The organism is Streptomyces sp. NPDC050704 (genome assembly GCF_040654355.1).
In the GTDB taxonomy this organism is placed as follows: domain Bacteria; phylum Actinomycetota; class Actinomycetes; order Streptomycetales; family Streptomycetaceae; genus Streptomyces.
The window spans coordinates 36,624-60,959 of the sequence record NZ_JBFAHW010000028.1 but is presented as its reverse complement, the minus strand read 5'-3'; the positions used below and the strand labels follow the sequence as shown (position 1 = coordinate 60,959).

General features: G+C 68.9%; 18 protein-coding genes and 1 pseudogene. 4 read left to right on the top strand and 15 right to left on the bottom strand.

Annotated elements, in window-relative coordinates:
* Window positions 1-153 precede the first annotated feature (153 nt).
* Window positions 154-1,515: a Pup--protein ligase gene (pafA, locus tag AB0I18_RS18535; protein WP_363106564.1), complete on the bottom strand. Its 1,362-nt coding sequence runs from the start codon at window positions 1,513-1,515 to the stop codon at window positions 154-156.
* Between the two features lie 9 nt (window positions 1,516-1,524).
* Window positions 1,525-2,778 carry an MFS transporter gene (locus tag AB0I18_RS18530; protein ID WP_363106563.1) on the bottom strand — a complete coding sequence of 418 codons (1,254 nt, stop codon included), beginning with the start codon at window positions 2,776-2,778 and terminating at the stop codon, window positions 1,525-1,527.
* A 143-nt stretch (window positions 2,779-2,921) separates the two neighbouring features.
* Between AB0I18_RS18530 and AB0I18_RS18525 the strand changes: the two genes are divergently transcribed.
* Window positions 2,922-3,938, top strand: a complete 1,017-nt coding sequence (locus tag AB0I18_RS18525; RefSeq protein WP_363106562.1) for a LacI family DNA-binding transcriptional regulator — start codon at window positions 2,922-2,924, stop codon at window positions 3,936-3,938.
* A gap of 315 nt (window positions 3,939-4,253) precedes the next feature.
* On the opposite strand, the gene prcA is transcribed toward AB0I18_RS18525, so the two are convergent.
* The 6 genes and pseudogenes from prcA to arc all read right to left on the bottom strand — a co-directional run bounded on the left by prcA (window position 4,254) and on the right by arc (window position 9,946).
* Window positions 4,254-5,000, bottom strand: a complete 747-nt coding sequence (gene prcA, locus AB0I18_RS18520) for a proteasome subunit alpha (protein ID WP_363106561.1) — start codon at window positions 4,998-5,000, stop codon at window positions 4,254-4,256.
* A gap of 56 nt (window positions 5,001-5,056) precedes the next feature.
* Window positions 5,057-5,872, bottom strand: a complete 816-nt coding sequence (gene prcB, locus AB0I18_RS18515; protein WP_363106607.1) for a proteasome subunit beta — start codon at window positions 5,870-5,872, stop codon at window positions 5,057-5,059.
* Window positions 5,854-5,934 (bottom strand): annotated as a pseudogene (locus tag AB0I18_RS18510) (recombination endonuclease VII); the annotation flags it as partial. The gene prcB and the pseudogene AB0I18_RS18510, both read right to left, overlap by 19 nt.
* 115 nt (window positions 5,935-6,049) lie before the next feature.
* On the bottom strand, window positions 6,050-6,268 hold the full coding sequence (locus tag AB0I18_RS18505) for a ubiquitin-like protein Pup (RefSeq protein ID WP_363106560.1): 219 nt from the start codon (window positions 6,266-6,268) through the stop codon (window positions 6,050-6,052).
* Window positions 6,269-6,433: 165 nt separating this feature from the next.
* Window positions 6,434-7,945 carry a depupylase/deamidase Dop gene (dop, locus tag AB0I18_RS18500; RefSeq protein WP_363106559.1) on the bottom strand — a complete coding sequence of 504 codons (1,512 nt, stop codon included), beginning with the start codon at window positions 7,943-7,945 and terminating at the stop codon, window positions 6,434-6,436.
* Between the two features lie 234 nt (window positions 7,946-8,179).
* Window positions 8,180-9,946, bottom strand: a complete 1,767-nt coding sequence (gene arc, locus AB0I18_RS18495) for a proteasome ATPase (protein ID WP_363106558.1) — start codon at window positions 9,944-9,946, stop codon at window positions 8,180-8,182.
* A gap of 254 nt (window positions 9,947-10,200) precedes the next feature.
* On the opposite strand from arc, the gene AB0I18_RS18490 reads away from it, so the two are divergent.
* Entirely contained in the window at window positions 10,201-10,506 is a 306-nt protein-coding gene (locus tag AB0I18_RS18490; protein ID WP_363106557.1) for a ferredoxin, read from the top strand.
* A gap of 55 nt (window positions 10,507-10,561) precedes the next feature.
* On the opposite strand, the gene AB0I18_RS18485 is transcribed toward AB0I18_RS18490, so the two are convergent.
* From AB0I18_RS18485 to AB0I18_RS18475, 3 genes are all read right to left on the bottom strand, one after another.
* Entirely contained in the window at window positions 10,562-11,137 is a 576-nt protein-coding gene (locus AB0I18_RS18485) for a hypothetical protein (protein WP_363106556.1), read from the bottom strand.
* A 189-nt stretch (window positions 11,138-11,326) separates the two neighbouring features.
* The gene (locus AB0I18_RS18480) at window positions 11,327-12,232 is read right to left on the bottom strand and encodes a tRNA (adenine-N1)-methyltransferase (RefSeq protein WP_363106555.1); all 906 of its coding nucleotides are present in this window, start codon (window positions 12,230-12,232) and stop codon (window positions 11,327-11,329) included.
* 141 nt (window positions 12,233-12,373) lie between these two features.
* Entirely contained in the window at window positions 12,374-14,023 is a 1,650-nt protein-coding gene (locus AB0I18_RS18475; protein WP_363106554.1) for a site-2 protease family protein, read from the bottom strand.
* Window positions 14,024-14,466: 443 nt separating this feature from the next.
* Between AB0I18_RS18475 and AB0I18_RS18470 the strand changes: the two genes are divergently transcribed.
* Window positions 14,467-15,282, top strand: coding sequence for a PD-(D/E)XK nuclease family protein (locus tag AB0I18_RS18470; protein WP_363106606.1), 816 nt, complete (start codon window positions 14,467-14,469; stop codon window positions 15,280-15,282).
* A gap of 14 nt (window positions 15,283-15,296) precedes the next feature.
* Complete coding sequence (locus AB0I18_RS18465) at window positions 15,297-15,968, top strand: response regulator transcription factor (protein ID WP_055613352.1); 672 nt, start codon at window positions 15,297-15,299, stop codon at window positions 15,966-15,968.
* 92 nt (window positions 15,969-16,060) lie between these two features.
* Here AB0I18_RS18465 and AB0I18_RS18460 read toward each other — a convergent pair whose 3' ends face one another.
* From AB0I18_RS18460 to metH, 4 genes are all read right to left on the bottom strand, one after another.
* Window positions 16,061-17,644 carry an ABC transporter substrate-binding protein gene (locus AB0I18_RS18460; RefSeq protein WP_363106553.1) on the bottom strand — a complete coding sequence of 528 codons (1,584 nt, stop codon included), beginning with the start codon at window positions 17,642-17,644 and terminating at the stop codon, window positions 16,061-16,063.
* Between the two features lie 60 nt (window positions 17,645-17,704).
* Window positions 17,705-19,303 carry an ABC transporter substrate-binding protein gene (locus AB0I18_RS18455; RefSeq protein ID WP_363106551.1) on the bottom strand — a complete coding sequence of 533 codons (1,599 nt, stop codon included), beginning with the start codon at window positions 19,301-19,303 and terminating at the stop codon, window positions 17,705-17,707.
* A 403-nt stretch (window positions 19,304-19,706) separates the two neighbouring features.
* On the bottom strand, window positions 19,707-20,429 hold the full coding sequence (locus AB0I18_RS18450) for an HAD family phosphatase (RefSeq protein WP_363106550.1): 723 nt from the start codon (window positions 20,427-20,429) through the stop codon (window positions 19,707-19,709).
* A 205-nt stretch (window positions 20,430-20,634) separates the two neighbouring features.
* Window positions 20,635-24,162 (bottom strand): methionine synthase, encoded by a 3,528-nt coding sequence (gene metH / locus AB0I18_RS18445; protein ID WP_363106549.1) that lies wholly within the window; start codon window positions 24,160-24,162, stop codon window positions 20,635-20,637.
* Window positions 24,163-24,336 lie beyond the last annotated feature (174 nt).

Sequence of the window (24,336 nt, the reverse complement as noted above, 5' to 3'; positions counted from 1 at the left end):
CGCAGCGCCCGCGGGCGGACCCGTCAGGAGGCCGAGTTCGCGGACAGCGAGCGGAACACCGAGAATGCCCGATGCCCGGAGGCAGAAGCACCTCCGGGCATCGGGCATCGGGCGTCCTGGCCGACCGACCCGAGACCGGGCCGGCCCGCCGACTCACATTCCGGCGATGAGCTTCTCCACCCGGTCGTCGACGGAACGGAACGGGTCCTTGCACAGCACGGTGCGCTGCGCCTGGTCGTTGAGCTTCAGATGGACCCAGTCGACGGTGAAATCGCGGCGCTGTTCCTGCGCGCGCCGGATGAAGTCACCGCGCAACCGGGCCCGAGTGGTCTGCGGCGGCACGGACTTGCCCTCGAAGATCTTCAAGTCGTTGCAGATCCGGGCCGCTTGGCCCTTCTTCTCGAGCAGGTAGTAGAGACCTCGGCGACGGTGGATGTCGTGGTAGGCGAGGTCTATCTGCGCGACGCGCGGGTTCGACATCGTCATGTTGTGCTTGGCGCGGTACCGCTCGATGAGCTGGTACTTCATCACCCAGTCGATTTCGGTGCCGATCCGGTCGAGATCCTCCGCCTCGATCGAGTCGAGCACGCGGCCCCACAGTTCGAGGACCTGCTCGACGGTGCCGGTGCGGATGCCGCGGCGGTCGACGAAGTCCACGGCCTTCTCGTAGTACTCGCGCTGCACCTCCAGCGCCGAGGCCTCACGGCCGCTGGCCAGCCGCACCTTGCGGCGGCCCGTGAGGTCGTGGCTGACCTCGCGGATGGCCCGGATCGGGTTCTCCAGGGTCAGGTCGCGCATCACCGTGCCCGCCTCGATCATGCGCAGCACGAGGTCGGTGGCACCGACCTTGAGGAGCATGGTCGTCTCGGACATGTTCGAGTCGCCGACGATGACATGCAGCCTGCGGTAGCGCTCGGCGTCCGCGTGCGGCTCGTCCCTGGTGTTGATGATCGGCCGGGAGCGGGTCGTCGCCGAGGAGACGCCCTCCCAGATGTGTTCGGCCCGCTGGCTGACGCAGTACACCGCGCCTCGCGGGGTCTGCAGCACCTTGCCGGCGCCGCAGAGGAGCTGCCTGGTGACGAGGAAGGGGATGAGGATGTCCGCGAGCCGGGAGAACTCCCCGTGGCGGGCCACCAGATAGTTCTCGTGGCAGCCGTAGGAGTTGCCCGCCGAGTCGGTGTTGTTCTTGAAGAGGTAGACGTCGCCCGCGATTCCTTCCTCGTGCAGGCGTCGTTCGGCGTCTACCAGGAGTCCTTCCAGAATGCGCTCGCCGGCCTTGTCGTGGGTGACGAGTTCCGTCACGTTGTCACATTCAGGAGTGGCGTATTCCGGATGTGATCCCACGTCGAGATAGAGGCGGGCACCGTTTCGCAGAAAGACGTTGCTGCTTCGGCCCCATGACACGACACGGCGGAAGAGGTACCGCGCCACCTCGTCGGGAGACAGGCGTCGCTGTCCCCTGAACGTACACGTGACGCCGTACTCGTTCTCCAGCCCGAAAATGCGGCGGTCCATGACTGAACATTACGCCTGATGGCCTGTGCTGAAACGGGGTTCGGTGGCACCGTTTCGATCATTTTCCGAACTTCCCTCAACCACCGCACCGCCGCCGGTAGCTGCGAGGACCCGCCCCGTGGCCAGCAGAACAAGCAGCGCGACACCGCCCGCCACGCCCGGCACGGCGAAGCCCCGGGCGGCTCCGCCCCACTCGACGACCGGCCCCGCGAGGCCCGTTCCGACGGACATCCCCACTGTGAACGTCGTCACAAGCCAGGAGAACGCCTCGGTGACCGTGCCCCTCGGCGCGTGCCGGTCCACGATGAGGAACGAACAGGCGAGACAGGGCGCGAGGAACACCCCGGCGAGCGCCACGAGCGCCGTCATGGCGACCGCGTCCGGCACGAGCATCAGCGGCAGATAACACACCGCCAGAAGTGCGACGAGCACGCGCAGTCGCCGCTCCGGCGCACCGCTCCACTGCCGCGCCCCGTACACCGTGCCGCCGACGAGCGCGCCAAGACCGATCGCCGCCATCAGCCAGCCGTACGTCGCGTCGCCGCCGTGGTCGTCCGCGTACGAGATACCCGCGACCGTGATGGATCCGAGGGCGATACCGACAAAAAGGCACACGCCGAGCAGGGCGACGAGTCCCGGCGAGCGCAACGCGCCGAGCCAGTGCGCCTCGCGCGGCGACGAACGCCACGCGCGCGAGGGCGACGAGACGACCACGGAGAGCGCACCCAGGACACCGATGATGTTCAGGAGGATCAGCGCGGCCTGCGCGGACCACACCGACACGCACAGGGTGACGAGCAACGGGCCCACGGTGAACATGATTTCCTGCGCGACGGCGTCCATCGCGTACGCCGTGTGCACCTGGCCCTCCTTACGGAGGACGACGGGCCACAGCGCCCGCAGACCGCCCTCCAAGGGCGGCGTGAAGAGTCCCGCGACGGCTACGAGGACGTAGGCGAGCGGCAGCGGCTCGGTGCCGGTGAAGGCGAAGACGCCCATACCGAGGGCCGAGACGAGCGCGGCGGGCAGCTGGACCCGCGGCTGCCCGTAGAGGTCCACCAGGCGGCCAAGCAGCGGCTGCCCCGCGGCGTTGGCCACGCCGTAGACCGCGGCGAGCGCTCCGGCGAGGCTGTAGGTGCCGCCCTCCGCGCGGACGAAGAACACGATGGCGATGGCGGCGGTGGCGTTCGGCAGCCGGCCCACCAGGGTGCCGGCCAGCAGCCGCGCGGCGTGCCTCGTCCTGAGGATCTCCAGGTAACCCACGGCTGTGCCCCGCCTCTCTCGCCTCCGAGACACCTCGGGTTTCCCGCCCGAAGCGTCGTAGGCATCGCAAGTGTTACGTATAACGTCCCGCGTCATACGTACCATGTGCGCTGTCCGAGAGTCCAGAGAAAGACAGGTCGCCGGTGGCAGCAGGCAGCCCCCGCCCCACGAGCCGTGACGTCGCCCAGGCCGCGGGGGTCTCCCAGGCGGCCGTCTCCCTGGTGCTGGGCGACAAATGGCGCGGCCGGGTCTCCGAACGGACCGCCGAGCGCGTACGGGAGGCCGCACGGGAACTCGGCTACCGGCCGAACCTCGCAGCCCGCAACCTGCGCCTCGGCCGCACCCGCACCGTGCTCCTCGTGGTGCCGGCGCTCACCACCGAGTTCTTCGCCGGCGTCTACACCGGCGCGGCCAGAGTGGCCGCCGAGCACGGCTTCGGAGTGGTCCTCTACCCGTCACCCGAGGGCATCGGTCCCGCCCGCGACCCCTTCGCCTCCGCGCGGGCCGCCCTGGACGGCGTGATCGCCTCCTCGATGGCCTCCGACGCCCTCACCGCGATCCGCGGCGACGACCTGCCGCTCGTCATGCTCGACAGCGACCCGGCGGGCGGCACGGGCACCGCGACCGTCAACCTCGACATCCGCGACGGCGTACGACAGGTCGCGGAGCACCTGCTGGGTCTGGGACACCGCCGCTTCCTCCACCTGGCGGCGGACATCCCGTCCTGGACCTTCGAGGTACGCGCCCGTGAACTCGCCGAACGCGTGGCCGAGGTCCCCGGCACGGACCTGCGCACGACCCGGGCCCCGATCTCCATCGAGGACGCCCTGGCCGCCGCGGAGACCGCCCTCGCCGCCCCAGGGCCCCGGCCCACCGCACTCGTCTGCGACGACGACAAACTGGCGGCCGGCGCCTACAAGGCGGCCCGCCGGCTGGGCCTGCGCATCCCCGAGGACCTCTCCGTCACCGGCCTCGACGACCTGGCCCTCGCCACAGCCCTCGACCCGGAACTGACGACCGTACGCCTCGACGCCGAACTCTTCGGCGAACGCGGCATGGAAGCCCTCCTGGCCGTCATGGACGGCCGCGCACCCCTGCAGGGGGACATCCCGGTGGAACTGGTGGTCCGGGGCTCCACAGCGCCGCCGGGAGCCCTCTGAGCGCTCCGCTGACAGCAATGTGCCGAACCCGTGGGCCGGTGGGGGCTAATCGCGCAGTTCCCCGCGCCCCTTACAGGGCGCGACACCGCACGCGGGGCTGTGACGTCCTGCGGCTCCGCCGCGTGGGCGCGCTCAGCCCGCATCAACCCGCACCCTGCCCAGCTGGCTACACCCCCTCAGGGGCGCGGGGAACTGCGCGACCAGCCCCCACGACCCGCACACTCGCAACCGGCCCCAGCCACCCCAACGCCGAGCGCCCTGGCCAACGAACGGCCAGGGCGCTCAATAAACGGTGAGGCGAGGAGAACGAGGAGGTCACTCCTCGTCTTCGGGGCCTTCGGCCTCCGCGGCGGTCTCCGCACCGTCCGCCTCCAGCAGACGGCCGAGCTGACGACCGACGATGCGCTTGAACTTACGCTGCTGCGGCCGCGTACGGTCCAGGACCGCGACCTCCAGCCGCTCGGCGGGGATCTCCCGCTCACTGCCGTTCGTGTCGCGGGACAGGGCCTGAACGGCCAGCTTCAGCGCGCCGGCCAGCGACATGCCGTCCTCGTGGCGCTGGTCGAGGTACGTGCTGATCGTCTCGGCGTTGCCGCCGACCGCGACCGAGCCGTGCTCGTCCACGATCGACCCGTCGTGCGGCAGCCGGTAGATCTGATCGCCCTCGGGCGTCTCCCCCACCTCGGCGACGACCAACTCCACCTCGTACGGCTTCTCGGCCGCGCTGGAGAAGATCGTGCCCAGCGTCTGGGCGTAGACGTTGGCGAGACCGCGGGCGGTCACGTCGTCCCGGTCGTAGGTATAACCCCGGAGGTCGGCATAACGGACGCCGCCGATACGGAGATTCTCGTACTCGTTGTATTTGCCGGCGGCCGCGAAGCCGATCCGGTCATAGATCTCGCTGAACTTGTGCAGCGCACGGGACGGATTCTCGCCGACGAACACGATGCCGTCGGCAAACTGCAGCACAACCAGGCTGCGACCACGGGCAATGCCCTTGCGGGCATATTCCGCCCGGTCGGCCATCGCCTGCTGGGGTGAGACATAGAACGGCGTCGACACCGGCTATCCGTCCCTTTCTGTGGAAGTCACTGTGGTCACCTGTCAAGAAACCGCTGTCAGAGCAGCGCGGCCCGCGGGCCGTCGGGCTGCTCGAGGCGCCGCTCCAGGATCGCGCGGGCGATCTCGGAGGACTCCTCGTCGGTGAGACGGCGGAATCCGTCTTCGGTGATCACGGTGACGATCGGGTAGATCCGGCGGGCGACATCGGGACCACCGGTCGCCGAGTCGTCGTCTGCCGCGTCGTACAGCGCCTGTACGACAAGCGTCGTGGCCTGGTCTTCGGTCAGGTCCTTGCTGTAGAGCTTCTTCATGGCACCGCGGGCGAACAGCGAACCGGAGCCCGTGGCCGCGAAGCCGTGCTCCTCGGAACGGCCGCCCGTCACGTCGTACGAGAAGATGCGCCCCTTGCCGCGGTCCACGTCGAACCCCGCGAAGAGCGGCACCACGGCCAGGCCCTGCATGGCCATGCCGAGGTTGGACCGGATCATCGTGGAGAGCCGGTTGGCCTTGCCCTCCAGGGAGAGCGTGTCGCCCTCCACCTTCTCGAAGTGCTCCAACTCCAGCTGGAACAGCTTCACCATCTCGACGGCAAGACCCGCCGTACCCGCGATGCCCACCGCCGAGTACTCGTCGGCCGGGAAAACCTTCTCGATGTCACGCTGCGCGATGACGTTACCCATGGTGGCTCGCCGGTCACCGGCGAGCACGACCCCACCGGGGAACGCGACGGCCACGATCGTGGTGCCGTGCGGCGCCTCGATCACGCCCTTCATGGGCGGCAGCTGCCGGTTGCCCGGGAGGATCTCCGGCTGATGCTCGGACAGGAAGTCCATGAAGGAGGACGAGCCGGGCGTCAGGAAGGCAGCCGGCAGACGCCCGGTGCTACGAGGGTTGGCTTCCACGCGATTCCTTCCACGTAGGCGGCGGCCCGCCGGGGACGGCCGAGCCGATCATCAAATCTGTGCACGGACCATACCCGTACCTACGCCAGTCATCCGTCCCGGCGCCGACCCGCTGAAACAGGCCGACTCCGGGGCGGACAACCGGGGTTACTCTCCGCCCTTTTGGACGAAGGACCGCACGAAGTCCTCGGCGTTCTCCTCGAGGACGTCGTCGATCTCGTCCAGTACGGAGTCGACGTCGTCCGACAGCTTCTCCTGGCGCTCCTTGAGGTCTTCGGTCGACTGCGCGTCCTGCGCGGTCTCCTCGACCTCCTCGGTGTTGCGCGTCGCCTTCTGCTGTCCGCCGCCGGTGTCCTTGGTCGCCATAACCCTCACCCCGCTCGGTTCGACGTTCTTGATCAGACCCTACAAGCAGGGTCCGACATCGGCCCCGCACTTGCTACAACGTCCGGGGACCATCTCGATGATTCCCGGACGCCGCCCTTTTCCACCTCGTCCGGCCACTTCGGCCCGAAGGCCGCCGCGGCCAGGTCAACCGCCCGACAGGACCCTGACCAGGTCTTCCGCGGTGCGGCAGCGGTCGAGGAGTTCCTTGACGTGATTACGCGTTCCGCGAAGCGGCTCCAGGGTTGGAACCCGCTGGAGCGAGTCCCGGCCCGGCAGATCGAAGATCACCGAGTCCCAGGAGGCCGCCGCCACGTCGTCCGCGTACTGCTCCAGACAACGCCCACGGAAGTACGCGCGGGTGTCCTCGGGCGGCTTCGTGCGGGCCCGCTCCACGTCCGTCTCGTCCAGCAGCCGCTTGATCCTGCCTCGCTGTACGAGGCGGTTGTAGAGGCCCTTGTCGGGCCGTACGTCGGCGTACTGGAGGTCGACGAGGTGCAGTCGGGCCGCGTCCCATTCGAGGCTGTCACGGCGCCTGTAGCCCTCCATGAGCTCCCGTTTGGCAACCCAGTCCAGCTCCCCGGCCAGGCTCATCGGGTCGCTCTCCAGGCGGCCGAGGACGTCCTCCCAGCGGGCCAGCACGTCCTTGGTCTGGTCGTCCGCGTCCGCGCCGTACCGCTCCTCGACGTACTTGCGCGCCAGCTCGAAGTACTCCATCTGCAACTGGACAGCCGTGAGTGTCCGGCCGCTGCGGAGCGTGATCAGGCGCTTGAGGGTCGGGTCGTGCGAGACCTGGTGCAGGGTCCGCACCGGCTGGTCGACGGCGAGGTCCACGGCGATGAAGCCGTCCTCGATCATCGACAGGACGAGGGCTGTCGTGCCGAGCTTTAGGTAGGTGGAGATCTCCGAGAGGTTCGCGTCGCCGATGATCACGTGCAGGCGGCGGTACTTCTCGGCGTCCGCGTGCGGCTCGTCACGCGTGTTGATGATCGGGCGCTTCAGGGTGGTCTCCAGGCCCACCTCGACCTCGAAGTAGTCGGCGCGCTGGCTGAGCTGGAAGCCGTGCTCGTGTCCGTCCTGACCGATTCCGACGCGGCCCGCTCCGGTGACGACCTGGCGTGAGACGAAGAACGGCGTGAGGTGGCGCACGATGTCCGAGAAGGGGGTTTCCCGCTTCATCAGGTAGTTCTCGTGCGTGCCGTAGGAGGCGCCCTTGTTGTCGGTGTTGTTCTTGTAGAGGTGGATCGGCTGAGCGCCGGGGAGCTGGGCCGCCCGCTCGGCGGCCTCGGCCATGATGCGCTCGCCGGCCTTGTCCCAGAGGACGGCGTCCCACGGATTGGTGACCTCCGGGGAGCTGTACTCGGGGTGTGCGTGGTCGACATACAACCGCGCACCGTTGGTGAGGATGACATTGGCCAGGCCGATGTCCTCGTCGGTGAGCTGACTGGAGTCCGCGGCCTCGCGGGCGAGGTCGAAGCCCCGGGCGTCCCGCAGCGGGTTCTCCTCCTCGAAGTCCCATCGGGCCCGGCGGGCCCGGTGCATCGCCGCCGCGTAGGCGTTGACGATCTGGGACGAGGTGAGCATGGCATTGGCGTTCGGGTGGCCGGGGACGGAGATCCCGTACTCCGTCTCGATGCCCATTACTCGCCGTACGGTCATGCGGCCCTCCTTGCCCGGCGGCGCCCTCGGTCGGGGGCGCCGCTCAAGTACCGCTGGCGCTCCGGTGCGTGTGCGGTGCCCGTCCCCGCACTGCGCGACTCGGCGGTACCGAAGAGCCTAGAGCGCCTTTGCGCTGGTGGGGAGATCATTTGCGTCATTGCTCTGCTCCAGCTGTGCCCCGAAAAACAGTTGGCTGCGGGTACCCACTGAGGGGACCCGCAGCCACCCTGTCTTTTACAGGTACTGACCGGTGTTCGCCACCGTGTCGATGGAGCGTCCGGTGTCCGCGCCCTGCTTTCCGGTGATGAGCGTACGGATGTAAACGATCCGTTCGCCCTTCTTTCCGGAGATCCGGGCCCAGTCGTCCGGGTTCGTGGTGTTCGGCAGGTCCTCGTTCTCCTTGAACTCGTCCACGCAGGCCTGGAGCAGGTGGGAGACCCGCAGGCCCTTCTGCTTGTGCTCCAGGAAGTCCTTGATGGCCATCTTCTTGGCGCGGCCGACGATGTTCTCGATCATGGCGCCGGAGTTGAAGTCCTTGAAGTAGAGGACTTCCTTGTCGCCGTTGGCGTACGTGACCTCGAGGAAGCGGTTCTCCTCGGACTCGGTGTACATGTGCTCGACGGCGGTCTGGATCATGCTCTGGACGGTGGTCGACCTGCTGCCGCCGTGCTCGCCGAGGTCGTCGGAGTGCAGCGGGAGGCGCTCGGTGAGGTACTTGCCGAAGATGTCCTTCGCCGCTTCGGCGTCGGGGCGCTCGATCTTGATCTTCACGTCGAGGCGTCCGGGGCGCAGGATCGCGGGGTCGATCATGTCCTCGCGGTTCGAGGCGCCGATCACCACCACGTTCTGCAGGCCTTCCACGCCGTCGATCTCGGCGAGCAGCTGCGGGACGATGGTGTTCTCCACGTCCGAGCTGACGCCTGATCCACGGGTGCGGAAGAGGGATTCCATCTCGTCGAAGAAGACGATGACGGGGGTGCCCTCGCTGGCCTTCTCACGCGCACGCTGGAAGACCAGGCGGATCTGCCGCTCGGTCTCGCCGACGTACTTGTTGAGGAGCTCGGGGCCCTTGATGTTGAGGAAGAAGCTCTTGCCCGTGGCCTGTCCGGTCACCTCGGCGACCTTCTTGGCCAGCGAGTTGGCGACGGCCTTGGCGATGAGTGTCTTGCCGCATCCGGGGGGCCCGTACAGCAGCACGCCCTTGGGCGGCCGCAGTTCGTGCTCCTTGAACAGGTCGGGGTAGAGGTACGGAAGCTCGACCGCGTCGCGGATCGCCTCGATCTGGCCGCCCAGACCGCCGATCTGCTCGTAGCCGATGTCCGGGACCTCTTCGAGGACGAGTTCCTCGACCTCGCTCTTGGGGACGACCTCGTAGACGTAGCCGGAACGGGGTTCGAGGAGCAGGGCGTCCCCGGGACGGATGACTACGTCCAGCAGTGGCTCGGCGAGCCGTACCACCCGTTCCTCGTCGGTGTGCCCCTGCACGAGGGCGCGCTCGCCGTCCTCGAGGATCTCCTTGAGGGTGACGATGTCGCCGACGCTCTCGTACTCCATGGCCTCGACCACGTTGAGGGCTTCGTTGAGCATCAGCTCCTGGCCGCGCCTGAGCTCTTCGAGCTCCACACTCGGGCTGACGTTCACCCGGAGCTTGCGGCCCCCGGTGAAGATGTCCGCCGTGCCGTCCTCGTTCGCTTCGAGGAAGACGCCGAAGCCGGCCGGCGGCTGCGCGAGCCGGTCGACTTCCTCCTTGAGGGCCACGATCTGGTCGCGAGCCTCACGGAGTGTGTTGGCGAGCCGCTCGTTCTGGGCGGACACGCCTGCCAGGTTGGTCTGCAACTCGACGATCCGCTCTTCGAGAATCCTCGTGTGTCGCGGAGAGTCGGCGAGCTTGCGTCGCAGGACGGCGATCTCCTGCTCAAGGTATGCAACCTGCCCGGCAGGGTCCTCGGACCCTCGTCCCGGGCGGATGCCGCGGTTCATGTCGTCGTCGTGGGCTGCCACGGTCCTCACCTCCTCCAAGGGGAGCTGGACGCTTCCAGACCCTACCTGGGTGGGTGTCGATTGAAACCCCTAGATCACAAAGACTGTCGGGGTGTGTCCGATCTTCACCCTTGCGCTCTCCCTCACGTCAGAGGGATACCCACCCAACAAGATTGGGAAGCGGGCGGAGGTAGGGTCGAAGTGTTCAACACCCGTCAGAGCTGGCCCGACTTGCGGATGGATAGGGTCACCCGGCGTAGGAAACGGCAGGAGAAATGACCGTGGAGCAGCAGACCGGAGTCGACGGCGAAGCACTCGAGGTCTGGATCGACCAGGACCTTTGCACCGGCGACGGAATCTGCGCCCAGTACGCCCCTGAGGTCTTTGAGCTGGACATCGACGGTCTGGCCTATGTGAAGAGCTCCGAGGACGAACTCCTGCAGGCCCCGGGTGCCACAACGCCCGTGCCGCTGACGCTTCTGCGTGATGTCACCGACTCCGCGAAGGAGTGTCCGGGCGACTGCATCCACGTACGGCGGGTTTCGGACAGGGTCGAGGTGTACGGGCCCGACGCGGGCTGATCCGGCGGTCTCGCCCCGTCACTCCGCGTCTGTTTTCTCACGCCTGTCTGATTTCTCACACGCTCTGGGCGCCTGCGGGCGTCGAGCGGACGAATGTGCCGTTCTTCCACTGCCACTTGGCGCGCTCGTTCACGTCCGGGCAGCAACTGGGTACGTCGGGCGAGGAGTAGCCGAGCACTGTCGCGGTGATCGCCGCGTCGCGCAGAGTGAGGGTCTTGACGCTCAGGCGGTCCTTCGGGTCGACGAGGGTGGCGACCACTCGGGGCTTGGTGGCGCCCTCTGCCTGGGTCAGGACGTAGACGCCGTTGGGCGGGGTGCCGGAGCCGGCGTCGCAGCGGACCACGGCGACTGTTTCGGGGCGGCCGTCGCCGTCCAGGTCGCCGGAGGCCTGCTTCTGGATCTTGACCTTGATGGGGCCGCACTCGATCGGGAGGTCGGCTCGGGCGGGGTCGGGGGGTGCCGTGGCGGCCGGGACGGTCTTCGCCTCGGGGCCGTGCTGGGCGGCGGTGGCCTCGTCCGGCTGGAGGAAGGCGGAGGCCGCGACGACTCCGGCGAGGGCGGTGGCCGTGGCGACCCAGTGGATCGGACGGGTGTGCGTGTGTGCCAGTTCCGGGACGGCGGAGTGCTGCACTAGGAAGTGTCTCCCGTGGGGGCTGTGCCGGTGGGGTGGCCAGCATGGTGCCACACGTCACAGTCCGAGGGAACGGTGGGGTACGCGGTACTGGCGCGGCGTCAAGAGAAAAGCGCCGTGGCCGAGTTCCCGGAGGGTCCCGGGAACTCGGCCACGGCGCTTGCGCGTTGTATGCGGCACGGGGCCGCCTCAGCGGCCGGCGGCGCCTGCCTCGGCGTTCGGACCGGAGTAGTCCTCGCCGTAGGAGCCCTTGGACGGGCGGCGGCGGCGCATGGGCGGCTCGACGCCGTCCGCCAGGCGGCGGGCGGTGAGCAGGAAGCCGGTGTGGCCGATCATCCGGTGGTCGGGGCGGACGGCCAGGCCTTCGATGTGCCAGTTGCGGACCATCGACTCCCAGGCGGACGGCTCGTTGAAGCAGCCGATCTCGCGGATGGACTCGACGGTCCGCGCGAGCTGGGTGGTGGTCGCCACGTAGCAGCAGACGATGCCGCCGGGGACGAGTGCCTTGGAGACGGCCTCCAGGCACTCCCAGGGGGCGAGCATGTCGAGGATGACGCGGTCGACCTCGGTGTCGCTCAGGTTGTCCTGGAGGTCGCCGACGGTGAGCTGCCAGGCGGGGTGCGGGCCACCGAAGTAGCGCTCCACGTTCGCCTGGGCGATCTCGGCGAAGTCCTCGCGGCGCTCGTAGGAGTGCAGCATGCCCTGGTCGCCGATGGCGCGCAGCAGGAAGCTGCTGAGCGAGCCGGAGCCCACGCCGGCCTCCACGACGCGTGCGCCGGGGAAGATGTCTGCGAAGGCCAGGATCTGCCCCGCGTCCTTCGGGTAGACCACGGCGGCGCCGCGGGGCATGGACAGGACGTAGTCGGGGAGCAGGGGGCGCAGTGCCAGATAGGCGACGTTCCCCGTGGTGCGGACAACGCTGCCTTCGGGTGCGCCGATCAGCTCGTCGTGCGGGAAGGAACCCTTGTGGGTGTGGAAGTTCTTCCCCGCTTCGAGCGTGAACGTGTAGTGGCGGCCCTTGGGGTCGGTCAGCTGTACCTGGTCCCCGACCTTGAAGGGCCCGCGTCGGCGGGCGGCACCGGTCGGTTCGGACATGTGACCCAGCCTACCGGCGATTGTGGGGGCCGCCGACCAAGGTCTCGGGGTGCTCGGGAGCGTGGTGAACCGCGGGTCCGTCGTGGCTGGTCGCGCAGTTCCCCGCGCCCCTTTCGGGGGCGCCGTACACGGGCGCAGTTCTCAGTTGGGCCGGGCCATCGCCTTCACGAAGGCTCGTTCCACGTCTGCTGCCGAGAGGACTCCGTAGATCTCGCCGGAGTCCTCCACCACCAGGTACTCGGTCGCCGGGGTCGCGCGGAGGGTGTCGAGGAGGTCCTCGCCGGCCAGTTCGGCGGAGACCCGCATGCCGTCGGTCAGGTCCTGGGCGAGGCCGCTGACGGCGACCCAGGGCCGGCGGTGTTCCGGTACGCCGACGATGGCGGCCTCGCGGACCAGGGAGAGAGGCTCGCCGTCGGCGTCGACGACGACCAGGGCACGGGCGCCGGCGTCGTTGGCGCGGCGCAGGGCCTCCGAGAGCGGGGTGTCGGTCTCGACGGGGACCGCACGGCGGGTGAGGTTGCGGGCCCGCAGCTCGGGCAGGTGCTCGCGCAGTCGGGCCATGCGCAGGCTGTTTCCGGCGCCGGTCCAGATGATCGCGGCGAGGATCGCGGCGAGCAGGGCGTCCATGACGGTGTCCATGCCGCCGATGTCCTCGGCGTCCGCGCCGAGCGCGCCGGACTGGGTGAGCAGGGGCAGTCCGATCAGTACGGAGATCGCGAGGGCGCGGCCCACCCAGGCGGCGGCGACGGTGCCGGCCATCGGCCTGCCGGTGATCTTCCAGACGACGGCGCGGAGCATGCGGCCGCCGTCGAGCGGCAGGCCGGGGAGCAGGTTGAAGGCGGCGACGATCAGGTTGGAGATCATCAGGCCGGCCAGCAGGACGCCCGGGACGGTGCCCGGTTCGACGGTCTGCATGGCGAGGTAGAAGAGGCCGGAGAGGATGAGCGAGAGCAGCGGGCCGACGAAGGCGAGGACGAACTCCCGGCCGGGGGTCTCGGATTCCTTCTCGATCTCCGAGACGCCGCCGAAGAACTGCAGCTGGATGCGGCGTACGGGCAGCCCGAAGCGTAGGGCCGCGACCGTGTGGGCCAGCTCGTGGACGAGTACGGAGGCGTAGAAGGCGACCGCGAAGAAGAGCGAGACGAGATAGCGGGCCATGCCGAGTTCGGGCAGGACGCGGTCGAGCTGGCCGCCGAAGACCCAGGTGATGAGTGCGGCGACGAGGAACCAGCTGGGTGCGACGTACACGGGCACGCCGAAGGGGCGTCCCATGAGCAGGCCGCCGCCTGGTTCCTTGCCGCGCCGCGGGGCGGGGCCCTTCCTGAGGCGGGACTGCCTGCCGGTGGCGGGCTCGGGCCGGGATTCCGCCGGCGGCCGGGCGGTGTGGGCTTCGGACCGGTGGGAGTCGTGCGGAGGCTGGGCCACGGGGGCGTCGGATTCGGCGGCCGGGGTGGGCGGTGCGGTGGCGTCCTTGCTCGTGTCGACGCTCGTGCCGGACCGGGGCGCGACCGCCGGCTCCTCCTGGGCCGGGCCGTCCGCCGAACTCCCCGAGGGGTCAGCGCTCTTGTCGAGGCGGCCCGCTCCCGTGCCCGCTGCCTGCTGGGGTTCGGCCTGTTCGGGTTCGGCCGACTCCGCGGCTTGCGCCCGGGCGCCGACGGCGTGCGGTTCCTCGTCGGAGGGCGGCCGGGGCGTCGCGGTGGCCGGGTCGCCGGGGCGCGGCTGACCGGTGCGGCGCTCTTCCGCCTCGTCCGTGCCGGATCGCGGCTGCCCGCTCCCGCCGCTCTCGTCCACGATGTCCCCTCGTTCGACGCGTCTCCCGCTCGCGATCATGCACGGCGAGAGGTCCTGGGGTCGATGGTATGCGTCCGTCTCGGCGTGTTCGGCCCCGGCACCCCCTCTGTATCCGGTGCCGCGGGGTGTGGAGCGCAGGTCACCGTGTGTCGCGCTGTCAGTGGCGGGCCGTAAGGTCTGTCGTCATGGAAACCAGCACCGACGGCGTCGCGCAGGCCGGTCCCGAAGCCGGGTCGGCCGGGGTCGCGGCGGAGCCCGCCGGCACCGTGGCCGAGTCCGCCGACGCCGTGACCGCCCAGCCCGTGGGCGCCCCGGCTGAGCCCACCGGCATCGGGGCACAGCCGGTCGGCACCGCGGCCGAGTCGGCCCAGCCGGCCCGGTCGGCGAATGAGGTGGTCGCCGTCGCTCCGACGTCGTTGTCGCCCTCGCGTGCCGGGGACTTCATGCAGTGCCCGCTGCTGTACCGCTTCCGGGTGATCGACAAGCTCCCCGAGAAGCCGAGTGAGGCGGCCACCCGCGGCACGCTGGTGCACGCGGTCCTGGAGCGGCTCTTCGACGCACCGGCCGCCGAGCGGACCGCGCCGCGCGCGAAGTCGCTGATCCCGGGCCAGTGGGACCGGCTGCGCGAGGCGAAGCCGGAGCTGACCGAGCTGTTCGCGGACTCGGACGAGCAGGCCGCGGGCGAGCGGCTGGCCCGCTGGCTCACCGAGGCGGAGCAGTTGGTCGAGCGCTGGTTCACGCTGGAGGACCCGACCCGTCTCGAACCGGCCGAGCGCGAGCTGTTCGTGGAGGCCCGGCTCGACTCGGGTCTGAAGCTGCGCGGCATCATCGACCGGGTCGACGTGGCTCCGACCGGCGAGGTGCGGATCGTCGACTACAAGACGGGCAAGGCCCCGCGTCCGGAGTACGCGGAGGGCGCCCTGTTCCAGATGAAGTTCTACGCCCTCGTGGTGTGGCGGCTGAAGCAGGTCGTCCCGCGCCGGCTCCAGCTCGTCTATCTGGGCAGCGGCGACGTGCTCACGTACGACCCGGTCGTGGCCGATCTGGAGCGCGTCGAGCGCAAGCTGCACTCGCTGTGGGACGCGATCCGCCTCGCGACCGAGACCGGCGACTGGCGGCCGCGGCCCACGAAGCTCTGTGGCTGGTGCGACCACCAGGCGGTGTGTCCGGAATTCGGTGGGACTCCCCCGCCGTATCCGCTCCCGGTGAGGCCGCCCGAGTCCGGCGGCGGTGAGCAGGGCAGAATGGGGCCGGACTAGCGAAGGAGACTTACGTGGCCATCCGCGTCCTACTGGTCGACGACCAGCCGCTGCTGCGCACCGGCTTCCGGATGATCCTGGAGGCCGAGCAGGACATCGCGGTCGTCGGCGAGGCCGGCGACGGTCTCCAGGCACTCGATCAGGTACGTGCCCTGCAGCCCGATGTGGTTCTGATGGACATCCGTATGCCGCGGATGGACGGAGTCGAGGCGACCCGGCAGATCACCGGTCCGGGCCGGGACGGTCCGGCGAAGGTGCTGGTCCTGACCACCTTCGACCTCGACGAGTACGTGGTGGAGGCGTTGCGCGCCGGTGCCAGCGGCTTCCTCCTCAAGGACGCCCCGGCCAACGAGCTGGTGCAGGCCATCCGCGTGGTGGCGTCCGGTGAGGCGATGCTCGCACCCAGCATCACCCGCCGGCTTCTCGACAAGTACGCGAGCCATCTGCCGTCGGGCGACGAGCCCGTGCCTGACACCCTGCACACGCTCACCGAGCGCGAGGTGGAGGTGCTGAAGCTGGTGGCACGCGGTCTGTCGAACGCGGAGATCGCCGCCGACCTGTTCGTCAGCGAGACCACGGTCAAGACGCACGTGGGCCATGTCCTGACCAAGCTGGGTCTGCGCGACCGTGTACAGGCCGCGGTCTACGCGTACGAGAGCGGTCTGGTGCGCCCCGGCGCGCAGTGACCGGGCTGCAGGCACGAAGGGCCGCCCCCTCCAGCGAGGGGGCGGCCCTTCGTAGTCCGTACGAGAAATCGCACGGCCAGGCGGTCCGACGGTCAGTTCTTGCTGATCTCCCAGAACCGGAACACGGTCGAGGCGTCGAGGCAGTTCTCCAGCCCGTACACGCTCTCGCGGACGACCGCGTACTGCTTGGCCTGCCAGATCGGGATGACCGGGACCTGTTCGGCGACGATGTCCTGGAGTTCGCCGTACTGCTGGTCGGTCGTCGAGCGGTCGCTGCGGGCCGCGGTCTCGGGGATGAGCTCTCCGGTGACCGTGGTGTTCGCGTAGTTGTTGCCCAGCACGTTGCCCTCGCCGAAGAACGGGGCCGTGAAGTTGTCGGGGTCCGGGTAGTCCGGCACCCAGCCCTTCACGTACACGCCGTACTTGCCCGCCTCGATGTCCTTCTCGTACTGGTCGTAGGCGACGGACTCGACGGTCGCGTCGAACAGCCCGCTGGAGTTGAGCTGTTCGGCTATCGCCTTGAACTCCTGGTCGGTGGACGGGCCGTAGCGCGTCGGCGTCGACCAGAGGGTCAGCTTCACCTTGTCGGTGATGCCGTCGGCGAGCAGCGCGGCTTCGGCCTTGGCGCGTGAGGGGCGGGCTCCGTAGGTGTTGAAGAACGCCGTGTTGTGGCCCGTGATTCCGGCCGGGATGATCGAGTACAGCGGGGTCGCCGTGTTCTCGTAGACCTCGTTGACCAGGGAGTCGCGGTCGAGGAGGTAGGCGATGGCCTGGCGGACGCCCAGCTTGCCGGCCACCGGGTCCGTCATGTTGAAGACCAGGTGCTGGACCTCGGCGCTGGTGCCCTCGACGATGTCGATGTTCTGGCTGCCGGAGGCGTCCTTCTCGATCTCCGCGATGTCCTCGGCCGCGAGGCCTCGGTACGCGACGTCGACCTCGTCGGCGAGGACGGCCTTCTTCAGGCCTGACTGGTCGCCGTGGAAGAACTTGACGGTCACGCCGGAGTTCTGCGTCTCGGCGTTGCCCCGGTAGTTCTCGTTGACCGAGAAGACGGCCTCGTCCTTGCTGAACGAGTCCAGCTTGTACGGGCCGGAGCCGACGGCCTCGCCGTCCTCGCGCAGCGCGTCCGCCTCGTACTCCCGGTGGTTCACGATCGAGCCGGCGCCGGAGGCGATCTTGCTCGGGAACGTGGCGTCGGAGACCTTCAGCTTGAAGACGACCGTCCGCTCGTCCGGGGTCTCCACCTCGTCGAGCATCGGCAGCATGATCGCGGGCCCGGCCGCGTCGTCGATCTTCATCGTGCGGTCGAAGGAGTACTTGACGTCCTTCGAGGTCAGGTCGTCACCGTTGCTGAACGTCAGTCCGTCGCGCAGGGTGCACCGGTAGACCTTGGTCCGCGTGTCCGTGAAGGAGCACTTCTCGGCGGCTTCCGGCACCGGCTCGGTGCCGCCCTTGGGGAAGCTGAGCAGCGACTGGAAGACGTTGTTGAACAGGAGCCAGGAGCCCGGGTCGTAGCCGGAGGCGGGATCGGTGGCCAGAACGTCGTCGGTCATCCCTATGACGACGTCGGAGCCGTTCCCGCCGGAGCCACCGGTGTCGGAGCCGCATCCGGTCAGCAGGCCCGCTGACAGTCCCGCCACAACGGGCAGGACCGGCCACTTGCTGCACATGTTCACGTGGGTGTGCCTTGTCGTTGGTCTCGGGTCCGGTCGGTCGCGTCCAGCGTGGCGGTGAGCTCACACGCCGCGGCCGAGCTCCCACAGCTGGAGGGTGGCGGACGAGTTGAGCGCGTACTCGGCGCCGGTGATGTCGTCCCGTGCGGCGATGTACTGCTTGCCCTGCCACAACGGAAGGATCGGGACGTCCTCGGCGACGATGCTCTGGATCTGTTCGATGCTCCTGGACGCGGTGAGCCGGTCGGCCTCGCGGCGGGACTCCGGGATCAGGACGCTGCGGATCTCGGTGTTCGCGTAGGGCAGGTTGAGGGTGTTGTCCTTGTCGAGGAAGGGCGCGATGTAGTTGTCGGCGTCGGGGAAGTCCGGGAACCAGCCCATTCCGTAGACCTCGTAGTCGCCCTTCTGCTCGTTCGGGCGGAACGTGACCCACTTCTCGCCCTTGATGGCGACCTTGAACAGCCCGCTGGCGTTCAGCTGCTTCTGCAGCAGCTCGAACTCCTCCTTGGTGGCCGGGCCGTAGTGGTCGTCCGTGTAGTGCAGCGTCAGCTTCACCGGCGTGGTGATGTTCGCGTCGTTCAGCAGCGATTCGGCCTTGGCCTTGTCCGGGTCGCCGTACTTGTTGAAGAACGAGTTGGCGTGTCCCGTGAGGGTGGCCGGCACCACGGAGTACAGCGGGTCGGCGCCGGAGCCGTACACCTTGGAGGTGAGCTCGCCGCGGTTGATGACCTGCGCCATCGCCTGGCGGATCGCCTTGGACTTCACCGACGGGTCGTTGGTGTTGAAGCCGAGGTAGCGGATCTCCAGGCCGGGCTGCTCGATCAGGTTGATCTCGGTGGACGGTTTGTCCTGGAGCTTCTTGATCTGCCCGGGCGACATGGTGCGGCTCATCATGTCGATGTTGCCCTTGTCGAGCGCGGTGCCCATGGCGTCGGCGTCGGCGTAGGCGCGGAGCTCGACCTTGTCGTTCTTCACCTCCGAAGTCCCCTTGTAATTGGGGTTCTTGGTGAAGACGATCTTGGTCATCGCGTCTTTCTTGACCTCGGCCTTGAGGCTGTACGGGCCGGAGCCGTCCACCGAGTAGCCGTCGCGCAGCTTGTTCTTGTCGTAGTCGTCGGGGTTCACGATGCCCGCGACCGGCGTCGACAGCTTGAACGGGAAGGTGGCGTCGGCGGTGTTGAGGTGGAAGATCACCTCGCGGTCGCCCTGCGTCTCGACGGTGTCGATGGTGGACAGCAGCGCGAAGACGCCACTGTCGGCCTTGATCCGCAGCGCGCGCTCGATGGAGAACTTGACGTCCTCGGCGGTGACCGGGTCGCCGTTCGCGAACTTGAGGTCCTTGCGCAGGGTGCACGCGTACCGCTCGTTGCCCGAGTCGGTGAAGCCGCACTCCTCGGCGGCCTCGGGCCGGGGGTCGCCGCCGCCGTTGGGCATGGTCATCAGCGTCTGGACGGTCTGGCGCAGGATGTTCCAGGTGCCGACGTCGTACGCGTACGCCGGGTCCAGCGGAGCCGGCGCGTCTTTCGAGACGGTGAACCCGTCGGTGGTGCCGACGACGATGGCGTCGCCACTGTTGCCCTCGGCGTCGGCACCGCCGCAGGCGGCGAGAACCGGAGCGAGCAGACCGATTACGGCCGGCAGCACCAAAGTCTTACGGTTCATGCTCGAAGGTCTCCAGAGCTGTCGATCCCGCGAACCCGGCAAGCATGGGGGTGTTGCGGGCGGGTGGCGGGGGTTACGGCGATGTTCTCGCAATGAGATTAGTCCGCACCAGCAGGACGGCTTGCAGGAGCCGGAGTTGAGTTCCCATCACGCTGCGAAACCGGGTGTGGACGCACCGAAAACCCGACAGTGGAAGGATTGGCGCAGCGCTCCATGAAACGGGACAGAAGGGCACGCCGACCACCCCCGAACAGGGGTCCGACGCACACGTGAGCCCTCTTGTCGATCCCCGCCTGGGTGGTGAACGTCACAGATTCAACTCGGTTGAGGGGTACCGGAATTCAGCCATCCGGCACGATCGAATTACTCCGGTGCTGATGCCACGGAGTTTTTCAGCATTCGGTCATTCACCCTGGGTGAATGACTGGAGCTTTTCCGTCATCAGACCGCGCAGAAAAGACAGGTCGACTTGTTCCAGCGAGGTCACCACGGTGCGCCGGGCGGCCGGGGCGATCGGCGAGACGGAGGGTACGACGACCACATGGCAGCCCGCCGCCTCGGCGGCCGCTACGCCCGTGGCGGTGTCCTCGACGACCGCGCACCGGGCCGGATCCGCGCCGAGGCCGGCGGCGGCCAGCAGATACGGGTCGGGGTGCGGCTTGGTGCGTTCGACCTCGTCGCCCGCGACGGTCAGGGCGAAGTGCTGGGGGCCGAGCGACGTCAGGACGCGGTCGATGATGCGCCGGTGCGAGGCGGACACCAGGGCCGTGGGAATGCGGTGTGCGGCGAGCTCGGCGAGGAGTCTCGCGGCGCCCGGCATCAGCGGCAGGCTGCGCCCGATACGGTCCTCGAACCCGTCGTTCAGCAGCACCATGAGCTCGGCGAGCGGGATGTCCGCGCCGGTCGCCTCGATGAGGAAGCCCGCACTGCGGGTCATGGGACCGCCGACCACCACATGACGCCAGGAGTCGTCGAGCGTGTGCCCGAGGCGCGCGAACACCTCGACCTCGGCGTCCCACCAGAAGCCCTCGGTGTCCACCAGGGTGCCGTCCATGTCGAGGAGCACGGCCTGCAAGGCGGAGCCTTCGGCCGTACGGGTACCGAGTGCGGGGACCGTACTGGTCATCTAGGCACACCTCCGTGAGGGACGAGAAGGCCGGTTCCCAGTAGGGAACCGGCCTGCGCTGGACCGACCAGTGTACGACTCCCGCCGACGAAGTGCCTTGTTTAATCGGCGTGCGTGAGGGCACTCTCACATCCCGACGCCTGGGCGCCCTGGCCTGCACCGAATGCGTCGAGGCACGCCGGAATCGGTCCCGCGCCGAGCGTCGTCAGCGCGCGTTGAAGTACTTCGCCTCCGGGTGGTGGATGACGATGGCATCGGTGGACTGCTCCGGGTGGAGCTGGAACTCCTCGGAGAGGTGGACGCCGATCCGCTCCGGCTCCAGGAGCCGGGCGATCTTGGCGCGGTCCTCCAGGTCCGGGCAGGCCCCGTAGCCGAGCGAGAAGCGGGCACCGCGGTACTTCAGCGCGAACATGTCCTCGACTTCGGCCGGGTCCTCACCGGCGAAGCCGAGTTCCGAACGGACGCGTGCGTGCCAGTACTCCGCCAGCGCCTCGGCCAACTGCACGGACAGGCCGTGCAGTTCGAGGTAGTCGCGGTAGGAGTTGGACTCGAAGAGCTTGGCCGTCTCCTCGCCGATCCGGGAGCCGACGGTGACGACCTGGAGGCCCACCACGTCCGTCTCGCCGGACTCCTCGGGCCGGAAGAAGTCGGCCAGGCAGAGCCGGCGGCCGCGGCGCTGACGCGGGAAGGTGAAGCGGGTGCGCTCGTTGCCCTGGTCGTCCAGGAGGATCAGGTCGTCGTCCTTGGAGACGCAGGGGAAGTAGCCGTAGACGACGGCCGCTTCGAGCAGGTTCCCGGTCTGCAGCTGGTCCAGCAGGCCGCGCAGCCGGGGCCGGCCCTCGGTCTCCACCAGCTCCTCGTAGGTCGGCCCGTCGCCGGTGCGCGCCTGCTTGAGGCCCCACTGGCCCTTGAACAGCGCGCCCTCGTCCAGCCAGGAGGCGTACTCCTTGAGCTGGATGCCCTTGATGACGCGGGTGCCCCAGAACGGCGGGGTGGGCACGGGGTTGTCGACGGCGACGTCGGAGCGGACCGCACCCTCCTCCGGCGCGGGCTCCTCGACCTGTACGGCGGACGCCCGCACCCGGCGCTGCTTGAGTTCCGGGAGCACGGCGCCCGGCACTCCGCGCTTGACCCCGATCAGCGCGTCCATCAGGCGCAAGCCCTCGAACGCGTCGCGGGCGTAGCGGACTTCGCCGTCGTAGATCTCGTGCAGGTCCTGTTCGACGTACGCCCGGGTGAGGGCCGCGCCGCCGAGGATCACCGGATAGTCGGCGGCCATCTTGCGCTGGTTGAGCTCCTGCAGGTTCTCCTTCATGATCACCGTGGACTTGACCAGCAGGCCGGACATGCCGATGACGTCGGCCCGGTGCTCCTCGGCCGCCTCCAGGATCGCCGAGACGGGCTGCTTGATGCCGAGGTTGACGACGGTGTAGCCGTTGTTGGACAGGATGATGTCGACGAGGTTCTTGCCGATGTCGTGGACGTCGCCGCGGACGGTGGCCAGCACGATGGTGCCCTTGCCCTCGTCGTCGGTCTTCTCCATGTGCGGCTCCAGGTGGGCCACCGCGGTCTTCATGACCTCGGCGGACTGGAGCACGAACGGCAGCTGCATCTGGCCGGAGCCGAACAGTTCGCCGACGACCTTCATGCCGTCGAGGAGGGTGTCGTTGACGATGTCGAGGGCTGGACGGGTCTGGAGCGCCTCGGTCAGATCCTGTTCGAGGCCGTTCTTCTCGCCGTCGATGATGCGCCGCTTGAGCCGCTCGTCCAGCGGCAGCGCGGCCAGTTCCTCGGCCCGGCCGGCCTTCAGCGACTTGGTGGTGGCGCCCTCGAACAGCGCCATCAGCTTCTGCAGCGGGTCGTAACCTTCGGCCCGCCGGTCGTAGATCAGGTCGAGGGCGGTGGTGACCTGTTCGTCGTCGAAGCGGGCGATCGGCAGGATCTTGGACGCGTGCACGATCGCCGAGTCGAGGCCCGCCTTGACGCACTCGTCGAGGAAGACCGAGTTGAGCAGGACGCGGGCGGCCGGGTTGAGGCCGAAGGAGATGTTGGAGAGGCCCAGCGTGGTCTGCACGTCCGGGCGGCGGCGCTTGAGCTCGCGGATCGCGTCGATGGTGGCGATGCCGTCCTTGCGGGACTCCTCCTGGCCGGTGCAGATGGTGAAGGTCAGACAGTCGATGAGGATGTCCGACTCGTGGATGCCCCAGTTCCCCGTCAGGTCCTCGATCAGCCGCTCGGCGATGGCCACCTTGTGCTCGACGCTGCGGGCCTGGCCCTCCTCGTCGATGGTCAGGGCGATCAGCGCGGCGCCGTGCTCCTGAGCCAGCTTGGTGACCTTCGCGAAGCGGGACTCGGGGCCGTCGCCGTCCTCGTAGTTGACCGAGTTGATGACCGCGCGGCCGCCGAGCTTCTCAAGACCGGCCCGGATCACCTCGACCTCGGTGGAGTCCAGGACGATCGGCAGCGTGGAGGCGGTCGCGAAGCGTCCTGCCAGCTTCTCCATGTCGGCGACGCCGTCGCGGCCCACGTAGTCGACGCACAGGTCGAGCATGTGCGCGCCCTCGCGGATCTGGTCGCGGGCCATCTCCACACAGTCGTCCCAGCGGCCGTCCAGCATGGCCTCGCGGAACTTCTTCGAACCGTTGGCGTTCGTCCGCTCGCCGATCGCCATGTACGCGGTGTCCTGGCGGAACGGCACGGTCTGGTAGAGCGAGGCGGCGCCCGGCTCGGGCCGCGGGTGGCGCTCGGCCGGGGTCAGGTCCCGTACGCGCTCGACGACCTGGCGCAGGTGCTCGGGCGTCGTACCGCAGCAGCCGCCGACCAGGGACAGGCCGTACTCGCGTACGAAGGTCTCCTGGGCGTCGGCCAGCTCGGGAGCCGTCAGCGGGTAGTGGGCGCCGTTCTTGCCGAGGACGGGCAGGCCGGCGTTGGGCATGCAGGACAGCGGGATGCGCGAGTGGCGGGCCAGATAGCGCAGGTGCTCGCTCATCTCGGCGGGTCCGGTGGCGCAGTTCAGGCCGATCATGTCGATGCCGAGCGGCTCCAGCGCGGTGAGCGCGGCACCGATCTCCGAGCCCAGCAGCATGGTGCCGGTGGTCTCGACGGTCACCGAGACGATCAGCGGCAGATCGGCGCCGGTGGCCTCCAGGGCCCGGCGGGCGCCCAGCACCGACGCCTTGGTCTGCAGCAGGTCCTGGGTGGTCTCCACGAGCAGCGCGTCGGCGCCGCCGGCGATCATGCCCTCGGCGTTCTGCTGGTAGGCGTCGCGCAGCGTGGTGTACGGGGCGTGGCCGAGGGTGGGCAGCTTGGTGCCGGGGCCCATGGAGCCGAGGACCCAGCGCTGCTGCCCGGTCGACGCGGTGAACCGGTCGGCGACCTCGCGGGCGATGCGGGCGCCGGACTCGGAGAGCTCGTGGACGCGGTCCGCGATGTCGTACTCGGCGAGGGCCGCGAAGTTCGCGCCGAAGGTGTTGGTCTCGACGCAGTCGACCCCGACGGAGAAGTACTCCTCGTGCACCGAGCGCACGATGTCGGGCCGGGTCACGTTCAGGATCTCGTTGCAGCCCTCCAGCTGCTCGAAGTCCTCCAGCGTCGGGTCCTGCGCCTGCAGCATCGTGCCCATCGCGCCGTCGGCCACCACCACGCGGGTGGCGAGGGCTTCTCGCAGTGCGTCGGTTCGCGTCCGGCTCTCGGCGAGCTCGGAGGAAGGGGACGGATTCGGCAACGAGGCCATGAAGGTGCTCCCTGGAGTGCGACGGCTGTCGGCTTTGCGCTTCCCATGGAAGGCGCACGCCGTCAGGGTAGCCCGGAGCACGCCCGTACGGTCAGGGGCGTCCACGGGACGGACGGGCGTGGCGTACGTGACGGCGGTGCCGGCGGCGGTGCCCGGTCGGCCGGAACATGGGGC